This window comes from Cohnella sp. SGD-V74, assembly GCF_003001675.1.
GTDB lineage: Bacteria > Bacillota > Bacilli > Paenibacillales > Paenibacillaceae > Cohnella.
Genome location: NZ_PVYW01000010.1, coordinates 49,575 through 66,518 on the forward strand (window position 1 = coordinate 49,575; position 16,944 = coordinate 66,518).

At 58.7% G+C, this 16,944-nt stretch carries 18 protein-coding genes; 13 read left to right on the forward strand and 5 right to left on the reverse strand.

The features are described from left to right. The first annotated feature begins 28 nt into the window (after nucleotides 1-28). Nucleotides 29-1,003, forward strand: coding sequence for an aldo/keto reductase (locus B0G52_RS16140; RefSeq protein ID WP_094046104.1), 975 nt, complete (start codon nucleotides 29-31; stop codon nucleotides 1,001-1,003). On the opposite strand, the gene B0G52_RS16145 is transcribed toward B0G52_RS16140, so the two are convergent. After that, a complete protein-coding gene (locus tag B0G52_RS16145) occupies nucleotides 1,000-1,680 on the reverse strand; it encodes a lysoplasmalogenase (protein ID WP_233162722.1) in 681 nt (226 codons plus the stop codon). The two genes, B0G52_RS16140 and B0G52_RS16145, sit on opposite strands and share 4 nt — an antisense overlap. Before the next feature lie 104 nt (nucleotides 1,681-1,784). Between B0G52_RS16145 and csaA the strand changes: the two genes are divergently transcribed. Beyond that, the gene (gene csaA, locus B0G52_RS16150; protein WP_094046109.1) at nucleotides 1,785-2,114 is read left to right on the forward strand and encodes a chaperone CsaA; all 330 of its coding nucleotides are present in this window, start codon (nucleotides 1,785-1,787) and stop codon (nucleotides 2,112-2,114) included. Nucleotides 2,115-2,132: 18 nt separating this feature from the next. Beyond that, nucleotides 2,133-2,984: a TlpA family protein disulfide reductase gene (locus B0G52_RS16155; RefSeq protein ID WP_094046111.1), complete on the forward strand. Its 852-nt coding sequence runs from the start codon at nucleotides 2,133-2,135 to the stop codon at nucleotides 2,982-2,984. Nucleotides 2,985-3,009: 25 nt separating this feature from the next. Here the strand turns inward: B0G52_RS16155 and B0G52_RS36205 are convergent, their stop codons facing one another. Then, the gene (locus B0G52_RS36205; RefSeq protein ID WP_094046113.1) at nucleotides 3,010-3,708 is read right to left on the reverse strand and encodes a GyrI-like domain-containing protein; all 699 of its coding nucleotides are present in this window, start codon (nucleotides 3,706-3,708) and stop codon (nucleotides 3,010-3,012) included. A 90-nt stretch (nucleotides 3,709-3,798) separates the two neighbouring features. On the opposite strand from B0G52_RS36205, the gene B0G52_RS16165 reads away from it, so the two are divergent. From B0G52_RS16165 to B0G52_RS16195, 7 genes are all read left to right on the forward strand, one after another. Beyond that, the gene (locus tag B0G52_RS16165) at nucleotides 3,799-4,287 is read left to right on the forward strand and encodes a GyrI-like domain-containing protein (RefSeq protein WP_094046115.1); all 489 of its coding nucleotides are present in this window, start codon (nucleotides 3,799-3,801) and stop codon (nucleotides 4,285-4,287) included. Between the two features lie 185 nt (nucleotides 4,288-4,472). Further along, nucleotides 4,473-7,391, forward strand: coding sequence for a sensor histidine kinase (locus tag B0G52_RS16170; RefSeq protein ID WP_158223734.1), 2,919 nt, complete (start codon nucleotides 4,473-4,475; stop codon nucleotides 7,389-7,391). A 24-nt stretch (nucleotides 7,392-7,415) separates the two neighbouring features. After that, nucleotides 7,416-8,075: a response regulator transcription factor gene (locus B0G52_RS16175; protein WP_094046119.1), complete on the forward strand. Its 660-nt coding sequence runs from the start codon at nucleotides 7,416-7,418 to the stop codon at nucleotides 8,073-8,075. A gap of 161 nt (nucleotides 8,076-8,236) precedes the next feature. After that, entirely contained in the window at nucleotides 8,237-8,692 is a 456-nt protein-coding gene (locus tag B0G52_RS16180) for a chemotaxis protein CheW (RefSeq protein WP_094046121.1), read from the forward strand. Next, the gene (locus tag B0G52_RS16185; protein ID WP_094046123.1) at nucleotides 8,689-9,723 is read left to right on the forward strand and encodes a chemotaxis protein CheW; all 1,035 of its coding nucleotides are present in this window, start codon (nucleotides 8,689-8,691) and stop codon (nucleotides 9,721-9,723) included. Before B0G52_RS16180 ends, B0G52_RS16185 begins: the two co-directional genes overlap by 4 nt. Nucleotides 9,724-9,825: 102 nt before the next feature. Beyond that, nucleotides 9,826-10,122 carry a helix-turn-helix transcriptional regulator gene (locus B0G52_RS36445; protein ID WP_094046125.1) on the forward strand — a complete coding sequence of 99 codons (297 nt, stop codon included), beginning with the start codon at nucleotides 9,826-9,828 and terminating at the stop codon, nucleotides 10,120-10,122. A 113-nt stretch (nucleotides 10,123-10,235) separates the two neighbouring features. Beyond that, nucleotides 10,236-12,131, forward strand: a complete 1,896-nt coding sequence (locus B0G52_RS16195) for a methyl-accepting chemotaxis protein (protein ID WP_094046127.1) — start codon at nucleotides 10,236-10,238, stop codon at nucleotides 12,129-12,131. 4 nt (nucleotides 12,132-12,135) lie between these two features. On the opposite strand, the gene B0G52_RS16200 is transcribed toward B0G52_RS16195, so the two are convergent. From B0G52_RS16200 to B0G52_RS16210, 3 genes are all read right to left on the reverse strand, one after another. Continuing rightward, a complete protein-coding gene (locus B0G52_RS16200; RefSeq protein WP_094046129.1) occupies nucleotides 12,136-12,894 on the reverse strand; it encodes an SDR family oxidoreductase in 759 nt (252 codons plus the stop codon). A gap of 60 nt (nucleotides 12,895-12,954) precedes the next feature. Next, on the reverse strand, nucleotides 12,955-13,536 hold the full coding sequence (locus B0G52_RS16205; protein ID WP_158223735.1) for a Crp/Fnr family transcriptional regulator: 582 nt from the start codon (nucleotides 13,534-13,536) through the stop codon (nucleotides 12,955-12,957). A gap of 85 nt (nucleotides 13,537-13,621) precedes the next feature. After that, nucleotides 13,622-14,173, reverse strand: a complete 552-nt coding sequence (locus B0G52_RS16210) for a pyridoxamine 5'-phosphate oxidase family protein (protein WP_094046133.1) — start codon at nucleotides 14,171-14,173, stop codon at nucleotides 13,622-13,624. Nucleotides 14,174-14,281: 108 nt separating this feature from the next. Here B0G52_RS16210 and pdxR point away from each other — a divergent pair, with 108 nt between their 5' ends. From pdxR to greA, 3 genes are all read left to right on the forward strand, one after another. Further along, nucleotides 14,282-15,727, forward strand: a complete 1,446-nt coding sequence (gene pdxR / locus B0G52_RS16215) for a MocR-like pyridoxine biosynthesis transcription factor PdxR (RefSeq protein ID WP_094046135.1) — start codon at nucleotides 14,282-14,284, stop codon at nucleotides 15,725-15,727. Continuing rightward, on the forward strand, nucleotides 15,727-16,290 hold the full coding sequence (locus B0G52_RS16220; RefSeq protein ID WP_094046137.1) for a pyridoxamine 5'-phosphate oxidase family protein: 564 nt from the start codon (nucleotides 15,727-15,729) through the stop codon (nucleotides 16,288-16,290). Before pdxR ends, B0G52_RS16220 begins: the two co-directional genes overlap by 1 nt. A 105-nt stretch (nucleotides 16,291-16,395) precedes the next feature. Beyond that, nucleotides 16,396-16,875, forward strand: a complete 480-nt coding sequence (gene greA / locus B0G52_RS16225; protein WP_094046139.1) for a transcription elongation factor GreA — start codon at nucleotides 16,396-16,398, stop codon at nucleotides 16,873-16,875. Nucleotides 16,876-16,944 lie beyond the last annotated feature (69 nt).

Here is a 16,944-nt window from a genome sequence, read left to right on the forward strand (position 1 = left end):
GGGACGGCGTAAAAAGGGGGCGGCGCTCATGCAGTATCGTCGATTGGGAAGTAGCGGGCTGGAGGTATCGGCGCTCGGGCTCGGCACGAATTCGTTCGGCAAGCGGGCCGACCGGGATACGTCCGTAAGGATCGTACACGAGGCAATGGACCGGGGAATCAACTTCATCGACACGGCCAATATCTACGCCGGCACGGAGTCCGAGCGCATCATCGGATTGGCGCTGACGGGGAGAAGGCAGGAGGCCGTGCTGGCGACGAAAGCCGGCCTGGTCAAGGATCAGGGGCCGAACGGACGCGGTTCCTCGCGCTTTCATCTGCAGCGGGAGCTGGAAGCCAGCCTGAAGCGGCTGAACACGGATTACGTGGATCTGTACCAAATCCATACGTTCGATCCGAACACGCCGCTGGAGGAGACGCTGCGCACGCTGGACGACTTCGTCAGCTCTGGCAAGGTGCGCTATATCGGAGCCTCCAACTACGCGGCGTGGGAGCTTATGAAGGCGCTCGGGATCAGCGGGCAGAGAGGGTACGAGCGCTTCGTGTCGACGCAGCACTGCTACTCGCTGGCTGACCGTACGCCGGAGACCGAGTTGATTCCGCTATGCCTGGATCAGGGTATCGGGATTATTCCGTACTTCCCGCTCGCGGGAGGCATCCTGAGCGGTAAGTACAGCTTGGCCGACAGGGCGCCTGCGGGTTCGCGGGCCCAGACTGATCCGAGCTTTGCGCGCTTCATGGCGGACCGCAATCTGGAGCTGGCGGATCGGGTCGGCCGCTTGGCGGCGGAGCAAGGGTGTGCGCCGAGCGCGCTGTCGCTGGCTTGGCTGATGGCTCAGCCCGCGGTCGCGACCGTCATCGTCGGCGCCACTCAAGTGGAGCAACTGGAAGACAACCTGCGCAGCGTGGAGCTGAAGCTGGACGCCGAGACGGCCGGGAAGCTGAACGAGATCAGCTCCCCGTTCCGGCACGGAGAGCCGTTCGCGCTCTATCGGCTGCCTTAAACGCGCGCTGATGAAGAGAGAGAAGCCCCGGCGGACGCCGCGGGCTTTTCCCGCAGGCTGGTTGCGATCAGAAACTGCGCCGAGTAATAGGTCAGCATGATCAGCGGCCCCGAGTAGGGGACGTCCGAGACGAACATGTTCCAGGACAGGATCGAATCCGAGGCCATGAACAGCAGGCTGCCGGCGATCGCCGTCCGGTTTCCCGTCATGATTGCGGACCAGCCCATCGTCGAGATGACGGCGACGTAGACGAGCACGGGAACGATCAAGTCCGTCTTGCCGGAGTCCGTCAGAGCTTGAACGAGCTGGCTGCCCATGACGGCGGCGAAAGCGGCGATCGGCAGCGCGGTCGCGAGCCTGAGCTTGGAGAAGCGCCACCTGCCGAAGAAAGCCGTCAAATAGAACAGATGTCCCACGAGGAAGGCGGACAAGCCGAGGACGAACCAGCGCAGTGTGCCGTCGCCGATGGCGCAGAAGAACAATCCGGCCAGCACCAGCCAATGGTAGCGCTTACGGGAATCGGCCGACAAACGATACGCGTACGCGATAATCAAGGCCATCGGAATCAGTTTGAACAGAAGCTTGATGGCTTCGGGCTCCGACGGAACGGCGAAAATGTACAGCAGTCCTGTCAGCGCGATCAGCGTGGGCAGTACGGAGGATTTGGATTTGACCAAGCGGATCTCTCCATTCATGAATGACGTTCAAGGACCAAGCATTTTTACTTTTATCTATTATACATGCGCCCCGCGCATTCCGGATATGTCAGGAGGCAATAATTATGGCAACAATAGAGGATTTTACCGCATTGGACGTTCGCATAGGCACGATCGTAACGGCCGAGCCTTTTCCCGAAGCAAGGAAACCGGCAATCAAGCTTTCCATCGATTTCGGCCCGTTGGGAATCAAGTATTCCTCCGCCCAGATTACGCGGAGGTATGCTCCCGAGACGCTTGTGGGCAAGCAGGTGGCGGCCATCGTGAACTTTCCGCCGCGGCGGATCGCGGGCTTCAAGTCCGAGGTGCTCGTACTGGGGGCGGTGCCGGAGGAAGACGACGTCGTGCTGCTGCGGCCCGACCGCGAGGTGGACAATGGCACGCCGATCGCTTAGAGGAACGGAGGACGGACGATGACTTTGCCGAATTTGCAATTGGGCGCGACCGTATTGAATATCGAGCTGCTCGTCTATCTGATCGCAGGCATCGTCGGAGCGTATGCCGTTCGTTATCAGCAGAGAAAGCATCCCGACCGCGAGCGTCAGACGGGCGATGCATGGAACGCCGTTTTCTTGTGGCTGCTCGTATGGAAGGGCAGCTTGTTCCTGTTCGATCCCGCGGGCGTCATCGCGCAGCCGCTCTCGCTCCTGTTCTTTAGCGGAGGGACACGAGGGATTTGGCTGGCTTCGCTGATCGCGCTGGTCTATCTCTTCCTGCGGAATTACCGCCGGGCGGGGAATCGGGAAGCGGTCAAGATCGCAGCCAGTTGGGGAGCCGCCATGCTCGTGGCGACGATGATCGGTTATACGGCGCTTAGTCCGATCGAGAGCAAGGGCGGCGTTCGCGTCGACCAAGCCGCTCCGGATTTCGAGCTGACGGATCTAAGCGGCAATGCCGTCCGGCTGTCGGATTATCGCGGCCAGACCGTCGTGCTGAACTTCTGGGCGACCTGGTGCCGGGTGTGCCAGGCGGAGATGCCGCACGTGGAGAAGTTCTATCAAGAGCATAAGGACCGGAATGTCGTCGTGCTGTCCGTCAACGCGACGACGCAGGAGAGAAATCCCGGACTCGTCCAGGAGTATGCGGACAAGCGGGAACTGAGCTTCCCGATCGTTCTGGACGACAGGGGAGACGTCCTCGGAGACTACGGCGTGACGGCTTACCCGACCACCTACGTGATCGATCCTTCCGGCAGCGTGAAGAGCCGCTATCTGGGAGCGTTCAGCTACGAAAGCATGAAGAGAGCCGTCAGGGGCGCGGATTAGACGTCATGCCGTCCGGAGCCGAGCGTCATTTTAACGGAATATAGATTTCGCACTCCTGATTGGCGTTATTCTGCGCTTGCGGCGCGAACGTCTCCAACCCGTACGCTTCGGGCTCGTGATCGAGCCCCTGTCTTCGAAGACGTTCCAACGCACGGAAGTAAGTTTGGTCCCGTTCTTCGCGCCTGTAGAGGCCTTGATGCGCGTAGACCGCATAGGCTCTGGCCGGAATCGTCATGCCGATCATGCCCTCGGGAATCCGGCCGAACGAGACGACTTCGGCTCCGGCCACGTAATGATAGGCAACCGAACGGCTGCGCACGGCTCCGATCAGCCTCTCCGGACCGACCGCGCCTTCAATCTCCCCTATACGCGATCGCAGCTCGGCCCATAAACCCGGAATGACCGTATTGGCCATATAGATGGCGGTGAAAGGAGCTTTGAACTCGACTCCAATCAGCCGAACAGCGGGCTTGAACAGCGTTCTCGTCGGAGGAAGCGGTCGGTCGGCCCCGATGGCGGGCGCTTTGCTGCGGTTGAGAAGGGAGTAGCCGCCGTGCCTGCCCGGTTCGGAGTACAGGGGCACGCCCATCCCGCTTAATTCCTGCAGGTACCGCAGCATTGTCCTGTAGGACACCCCGAACTCCTCCGCCAACTGCTCCGTCGTAAATTTCCGTTTTTCGTATACGACCATCATCAGATCGATCAGACGCTTCGTTTTCGTCAAGGCGATCCCTCGATTATCTGACAGTTTCTGTCATGGTTATGTACTATGATAGTAGCGTAACGCACGATATCGGACAAGGAGGAAAGCGAATTGGAACAGATCAACGATACGATCGTCGTCACCAAAGAGGCATACCGGGCTATCGGATTAAAATGGGAAGGGACGTTCGCGGAAGCCGGGGCGGGCGGGATCAGACGCATCCATGAGCAGCTGCGGGAGCGTATGCGCGAAATTCCCCAGCCTGCGTCGATGACGCATTTTTACGGACTCTCCTACCAGGCTTACCCAGGCAACGCCGGCTTCGTTCATTACGCGGTCGTCGAGACGACGGACGATGCCGGATACGTTCCGGAGGGCATGACAGCGGTAGAGGTGCCGACTCTGAGCTATGCGAAGTGCGAGCACGCCAAAGGCCAGAGCATTGACAAGTCCTATCGCAACGTCTACGAGTGGATCGAAAGACAAGGGTACGCGGCGGTGTCTCCGGGGGAATTGACCCATTGCGAGATCTACTCGCTGAGCCGCGATCCGTACGACCCGGATCCCGAATTCACGATTATGATTCCGATTGAACGATAAGAGTCGCAATGAGGCGGAGTCCGGCGCGCAAGCCGGCTCCGCTTCCATTTTTTTATCGGCTCCGACCTGGCGCAAGGGATTGGAACGCTCGGCTTCTTCGGATAGAATGAGGGTTGGCTGCCTGCGGGGGGCGTAACGCCGCGGGAATGAAGTCCGGTCATGGACACGAAGGAGAATGGACACAGATGAGCTCACTGGACAGTCTGGATTGTCTGGATTCGGCGGTCTGGACGATTGATGCAGAGATGAACGCGCTGCGTGTATCCACGGGATACAGAAGATTGCTCGGATATTCGGACGAGGAGGAGCTGCGGGATCCAAGCCTGCTGGAGGCCGCGGTGCATCCGGCGGATCTGTCGCTGTTCCGCGAACAGATGGGACGTTTGGAGCAGGGCGTCTCCGGTACGATCGAGTATCGGATCGTGCTCTGCAACGGCGACGTGAAATGGGTGCAGCAGGTTGGAATCGTACTATCCGACGGGGAACGCCGCCCGGCGCGCATTCAAGGAATCGTTCAAGATATTACGGAATGCAAAGCCAAGATCCACCGCTTGGACAGCAGATTGGCTATGCTGGAGAAGCTGCTGAGATCGGTGGACGTGGCTCTATGGTCACTGGATCAGCCGTCGGGGGAATTCACGTTCATCTCTCAGGCGATGCCGTCGATCAGCGGCTATCCGGCCTCGCGGTTTACGAATGCGCAATCCTGGCTCGATATCGTGCATGAAGACGATTTGCCGCTCATCGAGCGCTTGAAGGAGAGCACGAGGCTCGGCATACCGGATTGCTGCGAATACCGAATCCGCCACTTCGGCGGAGAGATCCGCTGGGTGCATACGAGGGTAATGCCGCAGACGGACGAGCAGGGCGATACGGTTCAGATCGACGGAGTGACGATGGACGTGACGGCGCGCAAGGTCGCGGAGGAAGAACGTCATCGGAGCGAGCAGAAATACAAGTGCATGTTCGAAAATAATTCCGACATCATATGCGAATTGGACGCCTCGGGCAACGTGCTCACCATCAATCCGGCTTGCGAGGCGACGACGGGGGAGAGAGTGACCGGCGATTTCGCGCATTTTGCGATGGAGGAAGTGTTGGGCCGGGATAACCTGCACGTTCTGACGGAATACTTCGACAAGGCGCTGCAGGGGCAGTCGATCCCGTTCGAGATCACTTCCCGCCACCGGAACGGAAGCGAGTTTTGCTGGGAAGTGAAATACATCCCGATCTATTTGAACGGGAAGGTCGAAGGGGCGTTCGTCGTCCTCAAGAACATGACGGACAGGAAGCGGATCGAGAAGGAGCTGGCCGATCGGGAAGAACAGTACAGAAGCTTGATCGAGCTGTCTCCTCAGCCGATGATCGCTCACCGGGACGGAACGTACCTCTACATGAACACGGCCGGATTTCGGCTGCTCGGGGCGAGTCCGGGAAGCGAAGAGGCGGTTCATTCGATCTACGCGATCGTGCATCCCGACGATCGGGAAGCGGTGCTCGAACGAGCGAGGAGGACGGAGGGCTCCAAGTTCGCGGGAGTGATGGAATATCGGATTATGCGAGTGGACGGCGGGATCGTCGAAGTGGAGGCTACCGAAATTTACGACGCGTACACCAAGACGACGCTGACTTTGCTTACCGACATTACCGGGCGCAGGCAGATGGAGCGCGCGCTGAGGGAGAGCGAGGAACGGTACCGCAGGCTCGTCGAGCTGTCGCCCGTCGCCATTGCCGTCTATAAGGACGGCAAGATCAGTTACATTAATCCGGCCGGGGCGGGGATGCTCGGCGTGGATATGGCCCAGTTCAAGGAGAAGGAAGAGATGCTCGACTGGGTGCATTCGGATTCCCGCGAAGCCGCGCTCCGAAGAATGGAGGATACGGAACGGCACGGATACGCGCCTCCCGGCGAGTTCCGCATTATTCGCAAGGACGGATGCGTGCTGGACATCTCGGTCGTCTCCATTTTCGATCCGGAGTCGTCCACGATCCAGCTGATGTTCGAAGATATTACGGCCAGGAAGCGCACGGAGCGCGCGCTCGTGGAGAGCGAGGAGCGTCACATTCGCTTGCAGACCAGCCTCGACCGCTTCTCTCACGACCTCTTCGGCGTGATGAAGATCAGCCAGATGGAGCGGAGGCTGATCAAGGAAGTGCGCGACGTGCTCCAGGCGCAGGACGTCAGCCTGGTCGAGACGGAGCCTACCTCGGGAGGTCTGTGCCAGATTATCGAGACGGAGTACGGCTATTCTTTGAAAATCGGAGAGATCCGCAGCAAGAGCTACGTGCTCCGTATCGCCGGGAAGCCCGCGATGCTGAACATCGCCGCCAAGCGGATATGGCTTGAGACGATCGCCCGATATGTCAGCGTGCTGTTCGACAATTTCCTGCTGATCGAGGATCTGACCAAGGAGCTGGAGCAGACGGCCGCGCAGCAAGTCGCTCCCACATGGCTGCTGCGCCTTCTGTTCAACTTGTCCGAGAACGAGCGCAAGCGGCTGTCCCAGGACTTGCACGACGCGGCGCTCCAGGAACAGATTATCTGGTATCGCAAGGTGGATGCGCTCGCGTCCCAGTACGCCATGCCCGGCGAGCTGCGCGCCCAGCTGGAGCAGATCGCGCAAGGGTTGTTGGACGTTATCTATCAGATCCGGCTTACCTGCAACGAGCTGAGGCCTCCGATGCTGAAGGAGGAAGGGCTGATCTCTTCGCTGGAGGCGCTGTGCGATACGACGCAGCTGCGCACCAACTATCGGATCGTGTTCGATTCGGCCCGTTACTCTCACGAGCTGGACGACGATTCCTTGATCAGTCTGTACCGCATCGTTCAGGAGCTGCTGGCCAACGCGACGAAGCACTCCGGCGCATCGGAAGTGCGCATCTCGCTCTCCGGCTATCCCGGACGAATACAGCTGGAATACGAGGATAACGGGGTCGGCATGGATTTGAGCGAGATGGGGGATTCTTTCAAAAGCATGGGGATTTACGGCATGAAGGAAAGGGTCCGGAGCATGAACGGAACGATTCAGTTCCATTCTTCGCCCAATCGGGGCTTGTCGATCTATATCTCCGTTCCCGCTCTGCAGACGACGGCATTATCTTAAATCGCACGACGAGGAGCGGGCGCTATGATTCGGATCTTATTGGTAGACGATCATCCGGCGGTAATGGAAGGAACGAGAAGCATACTGGAGCAGGAAGGCGACATGAAGGTGTTCTTGGCCGATTCGGCCGGCAGGGCGCTGGAGATGGCGGGGGAGTCGGCGTACGACGTGATGCTGTTCGATCTTCATCTGGCTGACAGCAACGGAATCGATCTTGCCAAGCAAGTGCTCAAGCTTCGCCCGGATGCGGTCATCCTGATCTATACGGGCTTCGAATTCAACAATCATTTCAATCTGATGATTGAATCGGGCATTAGCGGGTTTATTCTGAAGACTTCCAACGGAGAACAACTGGTGACCGCGGTTCGCTGCGCGCTGAGAGGAGAGGTTGTGCTCCCGCTCTCTCTCGTCCGGCAGCTTCGAAGAACGTCTCTTCAAGCCGTGGAGCCCGGGAGCAGAGATGCGGCGAATTTGGCGATCAGCAGCAAGGAATACGAGATTCTGAGAGAAATCGCCAGAGGCAAGAGCAACAAGGAGATCGCGGAGCTGTCGCTGATGAGCCAGCGCTCGCTGGAGTACGTGCTGACGAACCTCTTCAACAAGCTGGGGGTCAAATCCAGAATCGAAGCGGCGATGAAGGCCAAGCAGCTGGGGTTTCTGACGGATGCCGACTTGTTGCCGTAGCTCGCTCGCGAACTAGTCGTATGGTCTTGGTTCTTGGGGTCCGATTCCGAAAAAAATTTGCGGGGTTCCGCCACAGATTTTCGTGTTGCTAGTCCTAATGACCCTATTAAGATGAGGGTAGTGAAATCACGGACAATCAGAGCAACCGGGGTGGTAGGCGCATGCAAGCAATCGGGCAATCCGCGGAACGCCAGAGCTTCATCGACTTTGTCGTGGCGGGACGGAGATATGCGGTTCGGGTACAGGAGCTGCAAGACATTATCCGGCATGAAGAGATTACCCGCGTTCCGAACGCGGGGGCGCATGTCGAAGGACTCATCGTGTACCTGGGCCGAATCGTCCCCGTTCTTAATCTTCGCGGGCTGTTTCGCCTTCATGGCAGAGAGCGCGGCAGCGAGGGAAGAATCATGGTCGTGCGTCGGTTGGAGCAGACTGCCGGTCTGATGATCGACGACGTGAAGCAGGTGATCGCGTTTTCGGAGATCCAGCCTCCTCCGGATTCGATGAGGGGCGTCGAAGGCCGGTATTTCACCGGCGTCGGAATGTCGGCAGGGGAAGCGGTCGGTCTGCTGAAGCTGGACGAAGTGCTCATCCCGGAACGGGAGCGGATCGGATGAAGGAAGTCGTCAGGGAGAAAGGGAAAACCGTCGTTGTCGACGATGCTCGGATCGATCGGGCGGAGGCGTTGTCTCCGGACGATCTGATGGAGCTGGTAGGAGAGCTCATGGTCGGGCATGCCCGCATCCATCGGGTCATTCTCGAGCAGAAGAAGCGGATGACCGCCGAAGAGACGGCGGCGGAGCTCGACCGGATCGCCGATCATCTGTCCTGCGTCGTTAACGATCTTCAGGAATGCGTGCTGAAGGCGAAAATGCTGCCGGCCAGAGGGTTGTTGAGGCGCGTGGCCGGCGTTGCGGGAAAGCGCGGCGATGAAATCGGGGTAGAGCTGGAAGGCGAGGATACGGAAGTCGACGGGGATATTTTGAAGGAGCTGGAGGCTCCTCTGGCCGATTGGGTCCGCAAGCGATCCGCGGCCAAGAAGCTGAAGCTGTCGATAACGAACGAAGACAATCTGGCCGTCGTTCGGGCGTTCGCCGACGGGATCGGCCTGCCTGCCGAGGCCTCGGAACCGTTAAGAGCCGTCGCCGAGCGCTTGGGCGGGCTTATCGGCTTCGAGTCGCATGCCGGTGAGCGGGAATCCGTCCGGCTGCAGCTTCCGCTGACGAACGCGATGTTCTTCGGTCAGTTAGTGAAGCTGCACGATCAGCTCTTCATGCTTCCGATGAGCGGCATCGAGGGGGTTGCCGAAGTCCGGCACGGAGAGCTCGGCTCGTCCGGTGAAAGGCAGACGTTCCGCTGGGGAGATCGTACGCTTCCCGTCTTCTGGCCGCACCGGCTGCTGCGCATTCCGCGGGTCGCCAGCGCGAAGGAGTCGGTTCCGCTGGTCGTCGCGGGAATCGGGGAACGCAGATTCGCCCTGGCCGTGGACGAACTGTACTGGAGCCAGGAGGTCCGCATGAAGTCGCTGGGCGACTGCGTCGGAAGGGCGCAAGGAATCGCGGGATCGACGATGCTGGCCGGAGGAAAAGTCGCGCTGATTATCGATATGCGCGATCTGGCCGAACTCGTCCTGCCGGAGAGGACATAGTTTTTTCATACCCTGCACATATTTTTTTAACATTTCTATCCTATCATTCCTAATTAACGGATCAATCGCGTTGCAACATCCAAAATAATCGAGGTGCCGACAATGATTATGAAGCAGGAACCGTCGCATTTGGCGGAAATCGTATCGTTCTTTGCCCTTCATCACGGTCTGACCGAGCGGGAGCGGGAGATCGTGTACTGCTTGTCCAAACACGGATACAGCAACAAGCGGTTGGGCAACGAGTTGGGGATTACGGAGAAAACGGTCAAAAATCATATCGCCAAAATCCAGGAGAAGACGAAAGCAAGCTCGACGAGAGAGCTCCTGTCGATGGTGGTGGGGCAATTCATCGTACATTACCGCACAATGGCGGACAAGGCGATGAAGCTGGCGCTCTGAAATTATTAGAGAAGTATGAGTGAAATTAACGGGTTCTTAAAGGTTATCGGATAAGGCTGCTAATAATTATTCTCTAGAATGAGGCTCAAAACCTATTGAAGGAGACTCTCTAGATGTCCAAGCCGACGCCGACAACCTTAAACCTGTTCAGGAAATGGAAAATCCGAAAGCTGTCCACCCGCTTGTCGCTGTCGACGCTGGTAATCGCGTTGGTCATTATCGCGGCGATGTCTCTGGCCCTGTTCATCCCGAACTCCACGCTGTTCAAGAAGCAGATCGACCAAGAGCTGGAGCTCAGGACGCAAGAAATCGCTCTTCGCATGGATGCGGACCTTCAAGGCAAGCTGACGAAGCTGGAGACGCTTGCGGGCATCGGCAGCTATATCGATGCCGATCCGGCCAGGCATATGGAACTGACGACCGCGTTTATGCAAGAGAACCCCGAGTTCCAAGGGTTGGTATTCTCGTTCGATTTCAGCGGGAAAAACGGAATCACGAACACGGGGGACAAAGTCGATTTGTCCAGCCGGGCCTACGTGAAAATTGTGGAGCAGGGGAAGTCCTCGATCTCTGATCCAGTCGTCTCCGCCCTCGACTCCAAGAGCCTCACAGTAGTTCTCGCCGTTCCGCTTATCAAGGATGGCCAGCCGTTCGGTTTCTATGCGAGCGGATACCCGATCGAGGAAGCGACCCGAATTACGGGCGAAGCGAAGATCGGAGATACGGGATACGCGATTCTGCTCGATACGTCGGGCAACGTGGCCAGCCACCCGGACCCTGCGCTCGTCATGAAGAGAACGGTCTACGACATGAATCTCCCCGCCGTTACGGAAGCGTTCGACAATTCCCGGAAGGGCGTTAACGCGAGTTATTCGTACGAATATAACGGAATCAAGAAGATCGGCTTCTCCAGCTCGCTGAAAACCGGCTATGTCGTGCAGCTGTCGGTGCCGGAGCAGGAATTGATGGCGCCGATTACGCAGATGATGCGGACGACGATCGGAGTCGCCGTCATCGTTACGCTGCTTACGCTCATCGTGACTTACTTGTTCGCGAAGAGCGTCGTGAAGCCGATCGTTTACATAACGGGCATTGTGCGGCAGCTCGCCCAAGGCGATCTGAGGCCGCGGCTTAAAGTGAAAACCGAGGACGAGCTCGGCGTTCTGGCCGACAACATGAACGGAATGCTCGATTCCCTATCCGCGATGATCGAACAGGTCAACGACGCATCGGGAAGCGTGGCTTCGTCCGCGGAGGAGATTTCGGCCAGCACGGACGAAGTCGCCAAGGGCAGCGTCGACCAGGCCGATCGCGCGAGAACGATGGCGAACCTGTTCGAGAGTCTGGAAACTTCCATTCAGTCGGTGGCGTCCAACGCCAATCTGGCGAAGGAGTATTCCGAGGAAGCGGTCCAGATCGCGGAGGAAGGCACCGAGATCATTACCCGTTCCATCGGCAAGATGGAGCAGGTGAACGAGCAGATGAAGCATCTGGAACGAGACTCCAGGCAGATCGGAGACATCATCGAAGTGATCGACGGCATCGCGGAACAGACGAATCTGCTCGCGCTGAACGCGGCGATCGAAGCGGCCCGGGCGGGCGACCAAGGGCGCGGCTTCGCGGTCGTCGCCGACGAGGTCCGCAAGCTCGCCGAGCGCAGCGGAGACGCGACGAAGCAGATTACGGAGATTATTAGCGGCATGCAGGGCAGCACGACGAAATGCGTGGAAGCGGTCAGCGAAGGGGTGGAGCATTTCGCACGCACCCGCGAATCGTTCGAGGGCATCGTGCTGAAGGTCAACGAAACTTCGCAGAAGGTCGGCCATATTGCCGATTCCAGCATCGCTCAGACGACGAGCGCCTCCAACGTGCTGATGACGATCGAGTCCGTAGCGTCGATCAGCGAGCAGGCCGCCGCCGCGGCGGAAGAGACCGCGGCCGCGTCGCAGGAGCTGGCTATGCTGGCCGAGAAGCTGTACGATTCGGTGGAGACGTTCAAATATAAGTAAGCGATCAGCTATTTTTCAAGATTTTCTCGGCTGCGCCGGGAACGAGCCGGTTGAGCCACAGGAGCAGCTTTACTTTGCCGATGGGGATTTCCAACCGGTTGTTCCCGTAACAGGTCCAGAATTGGTCGGCGAGCTGATCGGCCGTAATTTTGTTCCGGCCTCTGCCTGCGGTCATGGCGGTATCGACGACGGGCGGGATGACCTCGAACACTCGAATGTTCGTCGACTCCAGCTGGTATCGAAGCGCCTTCGTAAACAAGCGAAGGCCCGCCTTCGTCGCGCAGTACACGGGAGCGGATTTCTTCGGGACGATCGCGAGTCCGGAAGTGACGTTCACGATGGCGGCTTCGTCCCGGCGGGAGAGCAGCGGGAGCAGCCCGGATACGAGCCGGACGGGCGACGTCAGGTTGACGGCGATTTCGCCCGGGATGCGCGGGTCCGGAGCCGGCGTTTTCCCGGAGGCTGCTTGAGCGTCGGCGAAAGAATAATTGAATTGGATGCCGGCGTTGTTGACCAGCACGCTGAGCTCGGGATGTTCGGCGTATAGACGTTCGACGAGCCGATTCGTCTGCTCCTCGTTCCCGAGATCGCAGACGCAGGTCGCCGCGATGCCCGGATATCGGGCCTTCGCCTGAGCGAGCTTCGTCTCGTCCCTGCCGACGAGTATGACTTGATTGCGGTGGCGGACGAAGCGTTCGGTCAAGGCAAGCCCGATGCCCGCTGCCCCGCCGGTGATGAGTACCGTATGGCCTGATAGGCGCATTTGCGCAACTCCCCTTCCTTTTACTCCAATGTAAAAGCGGAAGGGGAGTTTTTCATTAACCTAGGTTAATTTCCTGCGAATTCGGCTCAGAGCTACAGGGGTGATTCCCAAGTAAGAGGCCACGTGATATTGAGGAATGAGAGTCTCGAGCGGGCCATAACGCTCCAGAAACTTCAGATATCTGGCTTCGGCGGAGAGCAGAAGGAATTCGCGTTCCCGCAGCTCCTTCTTCATGTACAGCTGTTCGACGAGGATGCGGCCAAGCCGTTCCCAGCAAGGATGCCTGTCGTAGAGGGCGCGGAAGTCGGAATACCGGACGGTCAGCAGCAGGCTGTCCGCGAGAGCCTGTATGGAGAAATGGGACGGAGAACCCGCCAGCAAGGCGCCGTAAGAAGCGACGAAATCGTGGGCCGAGCAGAAGCTCTTATTGAACTCGCCGCCGTCCGGAGTGGCGTAATACAGGCGGAACAGCCCCTTCGCGCAGAAGGCGATGGCGTCGACGGGTTCGTTTTCCCTGACCCAGTGCGCGTTCTTCGCGACGGTCTGGATCGAGCACAACTTTCGGAAAGCCTCCCATTCGTTCTCCGGAATAGGGGCGATCTGCTGCAGTCTGGCGTAAGCCGATTCCCATATCGAATCCATGTCCGCTCCTCTTTTTGCCCAGCGAGTTGATCGTGTTGTGTTATTCGTCGCGGGAGGCGGGGATTCCTTCATGCGGGCCGGCCGCTTACGTCCGTTCGTCCCGATGCGTCTTCCCCGGGTAGTACATGCGGCTTTCCTCCGGCGTTTCGTTTCTCTTCGCGGTGATTTCGGCGGGCGTAAGCTTGAATACGGCCGTCCGGCTGCCGAGCGAGGAGACGTATTTCTCGACATGGGCTCGGGACAACGGCTGGTCGTAGTAGTCGGGGACGTATTTGTCCAGCATGGCCTGCATGGCATCGGTCGCTTCCTCCAGGTCGGCGACTGGTGCGGCGGTTCCGAAGAGCATGACGCTCATATAAGCGGTATCGGTATGGGCCGGTACGGGAGCCGTGATCGTGCCGAGGTCCTCGCAGACGGTGAAGCAGGCTTGGGCGTTGCGGCGCAGCATATCGACTTTGCGTCCTTCCGCGGCGCCATGGAAGTAGACCGAGCCGTTCGTCCAGACGTAGTTCAGGGGGACGACATAGGGGGAGCCATCGGCCGATAAGCCGAGAAAACCGGTTCTCGCCCCGGACAGGAAGCGGTCGATCGCGTCGGCATCGGTGCACGCCAGCTTAAACATTCGCATCGGAATCATGGTCTGTCGCTCCTTGGGTTAGTTGTGTTACACTCATTGTACGAATCGCCTGACAGGGTTAAAAGGGACAGAAATAATCGTTTTGCAAGGGACAGATGGAGGAAGCGGATGATCGGATTATCGCCGCTGCTGGACAGGGAGAGCGAGGTTCCCGTCTACAAGCAGCTATACCGGTACATACGGCGGCAGATCGAATCGGGTCAATTGAAGGAGAACGACAGGCTTCCGTCGATCCGCCAGCTGTCCGCGCACCTGTTGATCAGCAAGAACACGGTGGAAACCGCATATGAGCAGCTGCTCGCCGAAGGCTACGTGCAGAGCAAGCCGAGAAGCGGGCTGCTCGTGCTCCCGATCCAGCCGATGGCGGAAGCTGCGGACCACTCTCATTCGGCAACGGAGAGCGCTAAGGACTCCGTTGCCGAGACGGCGGGAACGGTCATCGACTTCCAGTACGGAGACGTAGCGCTGGAGAAGTTTCCGCTCGCCGCTTGGAAGAAATGCCTGACGGAAGCGTTGACCGGTAATCGCCGTCAAGTGCTCGGGTACGGGGCGCTGCAAGGGAATGGGGAGCTTCGCCGGGAGATTGCCCGTTATCTGTACGCCGCCCGCGGGATCTTATGTTCTTCGGAGCAGATCTTCCTCGCCGGCGGAACGCAGCAGGCGGTCAGCCTTCTGTGCCAGCTTCTGCTGTCCGCCGAGGCGCCGTTCGGCATGGAGGACCCCGGCTACGACGGCGTGAGAACGGTGCTCGCCAACCACCGGATGCCTCTCGTTCCGATTCCGGCCGACGCGGAAGGGCTTGACGTGGAAGCGTTGAGGAGAAGCGGGGCCAAGGCGGTCTACGTGACTCCCGCCCATCAGTTCCCGCTCGGAGGCGTCATGCCCGTCGGCAAGAGGAGCCGGCTCCTGCAATGGGCGGACGAGGCGGACGGCATCATCTTGGAGGATGACTACAACAGCGAGTTCCGCTACCAGGGCCAGCCCATCCCTCCGTTGAAAGCGATGGACGCCGGGGATCGGGTCGTCTATCTAGGCACGTTCTCGAAGTCGTTCCTGCCTGCGGCGAGATTAAGCTTCCTGGTGCTGCCCGCGCGGCTGTCGGGCGGCTTTCGGGAGCGGCTCGGGACGTACAGTCAGTCGGTGTCGCCGATCATTCAGCAAGCGGCGTTCCTGTTCATGAAGGAAGGTCACTACGACAGGCACGTTCGCAAAATGAGAAAGCTGTATCAGAGCAGGAATAAAACGCTGATCGCCGCGATACAACGGGAGATGGGAGACCGCGTCGAGACGATCGGCCGGAAGGCCGGACTTCATCTGCTGGCGGACGTTCGCGGCAGGGATTGCGCCGAATTGATCGAGAGCGCGGCGCTATGCGGGGTGAAGGTGTATTCGCCAAGGAGCCATTGGATGAATCCGGAGAGCTGCCCGTCCTCGTATGTGATGCTCGGTTTCGGCGGAGTGTCCGAGGAGGCGATCGTCGAAGGAGTCCGACGGCTGAAGAAGGTTTGGTTCATAAGAGACGGAAGTGACGATAAGAGGGAGGAACGGGGTTAATGGGAAAACAATTCGAAGCGCTGCTGCCGGAGCATGAGGCCTTTATCGCGAAGCAGCATATTTTCTTTGTCGGCTCGGCGCCGCTGTCCGAGGAAGGGCATGTCAATCTGTCTCCGAAAGGGTATGACTCTCTGCGCGTGCTGTCTCCGAACCGCGTGGCCTATCTGGATTTGACGGGAAGCGGCAACGAGACGAGCGCGCATATCCGGGAGAACGGAAGAGTCACGATTATGTTTTGCGCGTTCGAAGGGCCGCCGAATATTATGAGGCTGTACGGCAAGGGGACGGTCGTTCTCCCCGGAACCGCCGAGTGGGAGGAACTGTACCCGCTATTTCCCCCGATTCCGGGAGCGCGGCAGATCATTGCGGTGGACTTCGATAAGGTTCAAACGTCGTGCGGATTCGCGGTGCCGTTCATGGCTTACGAGAAGGAGCGGGATACGCTGCGCAAATGGGCGGCGCATCAAGGCGATGACGGCTTGACCGGATACTGGAAGCAGAAAAACGTTCAGAGTCTGGATGGGCTGCCGACACCGCTGGGAGAAGCTTTGGTCAGAGAATAGTCTCTCTTCGGGACGATGCCGGTACTCGCACGAAGGAGTCTAAAGTGCATCGGGGTTGGATATACGGTAGAATGGAGATAAGAAAGCAGATTGGAGCTGTAAACGATGGCGAACGATGAAGTGATCCTGACCAAAGAAGGATTGGACAAATTACAAGCCGAGCTTGATGATCTTAAATACGTGAAGCGCAAGGAGCTGGCCGCCCGCATCAAGCTGGCGATCAGCTACGGCGACTTGAAGGAGAACAGCGAGTATCACTCGGCCAAGGACGATCAGGCGTTCATGGAGACGAGAATTCTCGTGCTGGAGAAGATGCTGCGCAACGCCAAGGTCGTCGGCGAAGGAGACATGGACAATTCCCACGTCCACGTCGGTTCGACCGTTGTGCTGAACGACATCGAATTCGACGAACGGATCGAGTATCGGATCGTAGGCCCGGCCGAGGCGGACGTCAACGAGAGCAAGATTTCGTACGAAAGCCCGCTGGGCAAGGAACTGATCGGCAAACGCGTAGGCGACATCGTCAGCGTGGAGGCGCCGGTCGGCGTCGTCAAGTACGAGCTGCTTGAGATCAAAGCGGGATAAAAACGAGGGGTTGTGCCCTAAGTCGTCTGTCTAGATGACTAAGGGACGGCCCCTCGTTTTTCTGTGCCT

What these genes read in the sequence shown, in the direction of transcription:
- B0G52_RS16140 (WP_094046104.1), top strand. Translation starts at nt 29, where the DNA reads ATGCAGTATCGTCGATTGGGAAGTAGCGGGCTGGAGGTATCGGCGCTC.
- csaA (WP_094046109.1), top strand. Translation starts at nt 1,785, where the DNA reads ATGGCAACAATAGAGGATTTTACCGCATTGGACGTTCGCATAGGCACG.
- B0G52_RS16155 (WP_094046111.1), top strand. Translation starts at nt 2,133, where the DNA reads ATGACTTTGCCGAATTTGCAATTGGGCGCGACCGTATTGAATATCGAG.
- B0G52_RS16170 (WP_158223734.1), top strand. Translation starts at nt 4,473, where the DNA reads ATGAGCTCACTGGACAGTCTGGATTGTCTGGATTCGGCGGTCTGGACG.
- B0G52_RS16175 (WP_094046119.1), top strand. Translation starts at nt 7,416, where the DNA reads ATGATTCGGATCTTATTGGTAGACGATCATCCGGCGGTAATGGAAGGA.
- B0G52_RS16180 (WP_094046121.1), top strand. Translation starts at nt 8,237, where the DNA reads ATGCAAGCAATCGGGCAATCCGCGGAACGCCAGAGCTTCATCGACTTT.
- B0G52_RS16185 (WP_094046123.1), top strand. Translation starts at nt 8,689, where the DNA reads ATGAAGGAAGTCGTCAGGGAGAAAGGGAAAACCGTCGTTGTCGACGAT.
- B0G52_RS36445 (WP_094046125.1), top strand. Translation starts at nt 9,826, where the DNA reads ATGATTATGAAGCAGGAACCGTCGCATTTGGCGGAAATCGTATCGTTC.
- B0G52_RS16195 (WP_094046127.1), top strand. Translation starts at nt 10,236, where the DNA reads ATGTCCAAGCCGACGCCGACAACCTTAAACCTGTTCAGGAAATGGAAA.
- B0G52_RS16200 (WP_094046129.1), bottom strand. Translation starts at nt 12,894, where the DNA reads ATGCGCCTATCAGGCCATACGGTACTCATCACCGGCGGGGCAGCGGGC.
- B0G52_RS16205 (WP_158223735.1), bottom strand. Translation starts at nt 13,536, where the DNA reads ATGGATTCGATATGGGAATCGGCTTACGCCAGACTGCAGCAGATCGCC.
- B0G52_RS16210 (WP_094046133.1), bottom strand. Translation starts at nt 14,173, where the DNA reads ATGATTCCGATGCGAATGTTTAAGCTGGCGTGCACCGATGCCGACGCG.
- pdxR (WP_094046135.1), top strand. Translation starts at nt 14,282, where the DNA reads ATGATCGGATTATCGCCGCTGCTGGACAGGGAGAGCGAGGTTCCCGTC.
- B0G52_RS16220 (WP_094046137.1), top strand. Translation starts at nt 15,727, where the DNA reads ATGGGAAAACAATTCGAAGCGCTGCTGCCGGAGCATGAGGCCTTTATC.
- greA (WP_094046139.1), top strand. Translation starts at nt 16,396, where the DNA reads ATGGCGAACGATGAAGTGATCCTGACCAAAGAAGGATTGGACAAATTA.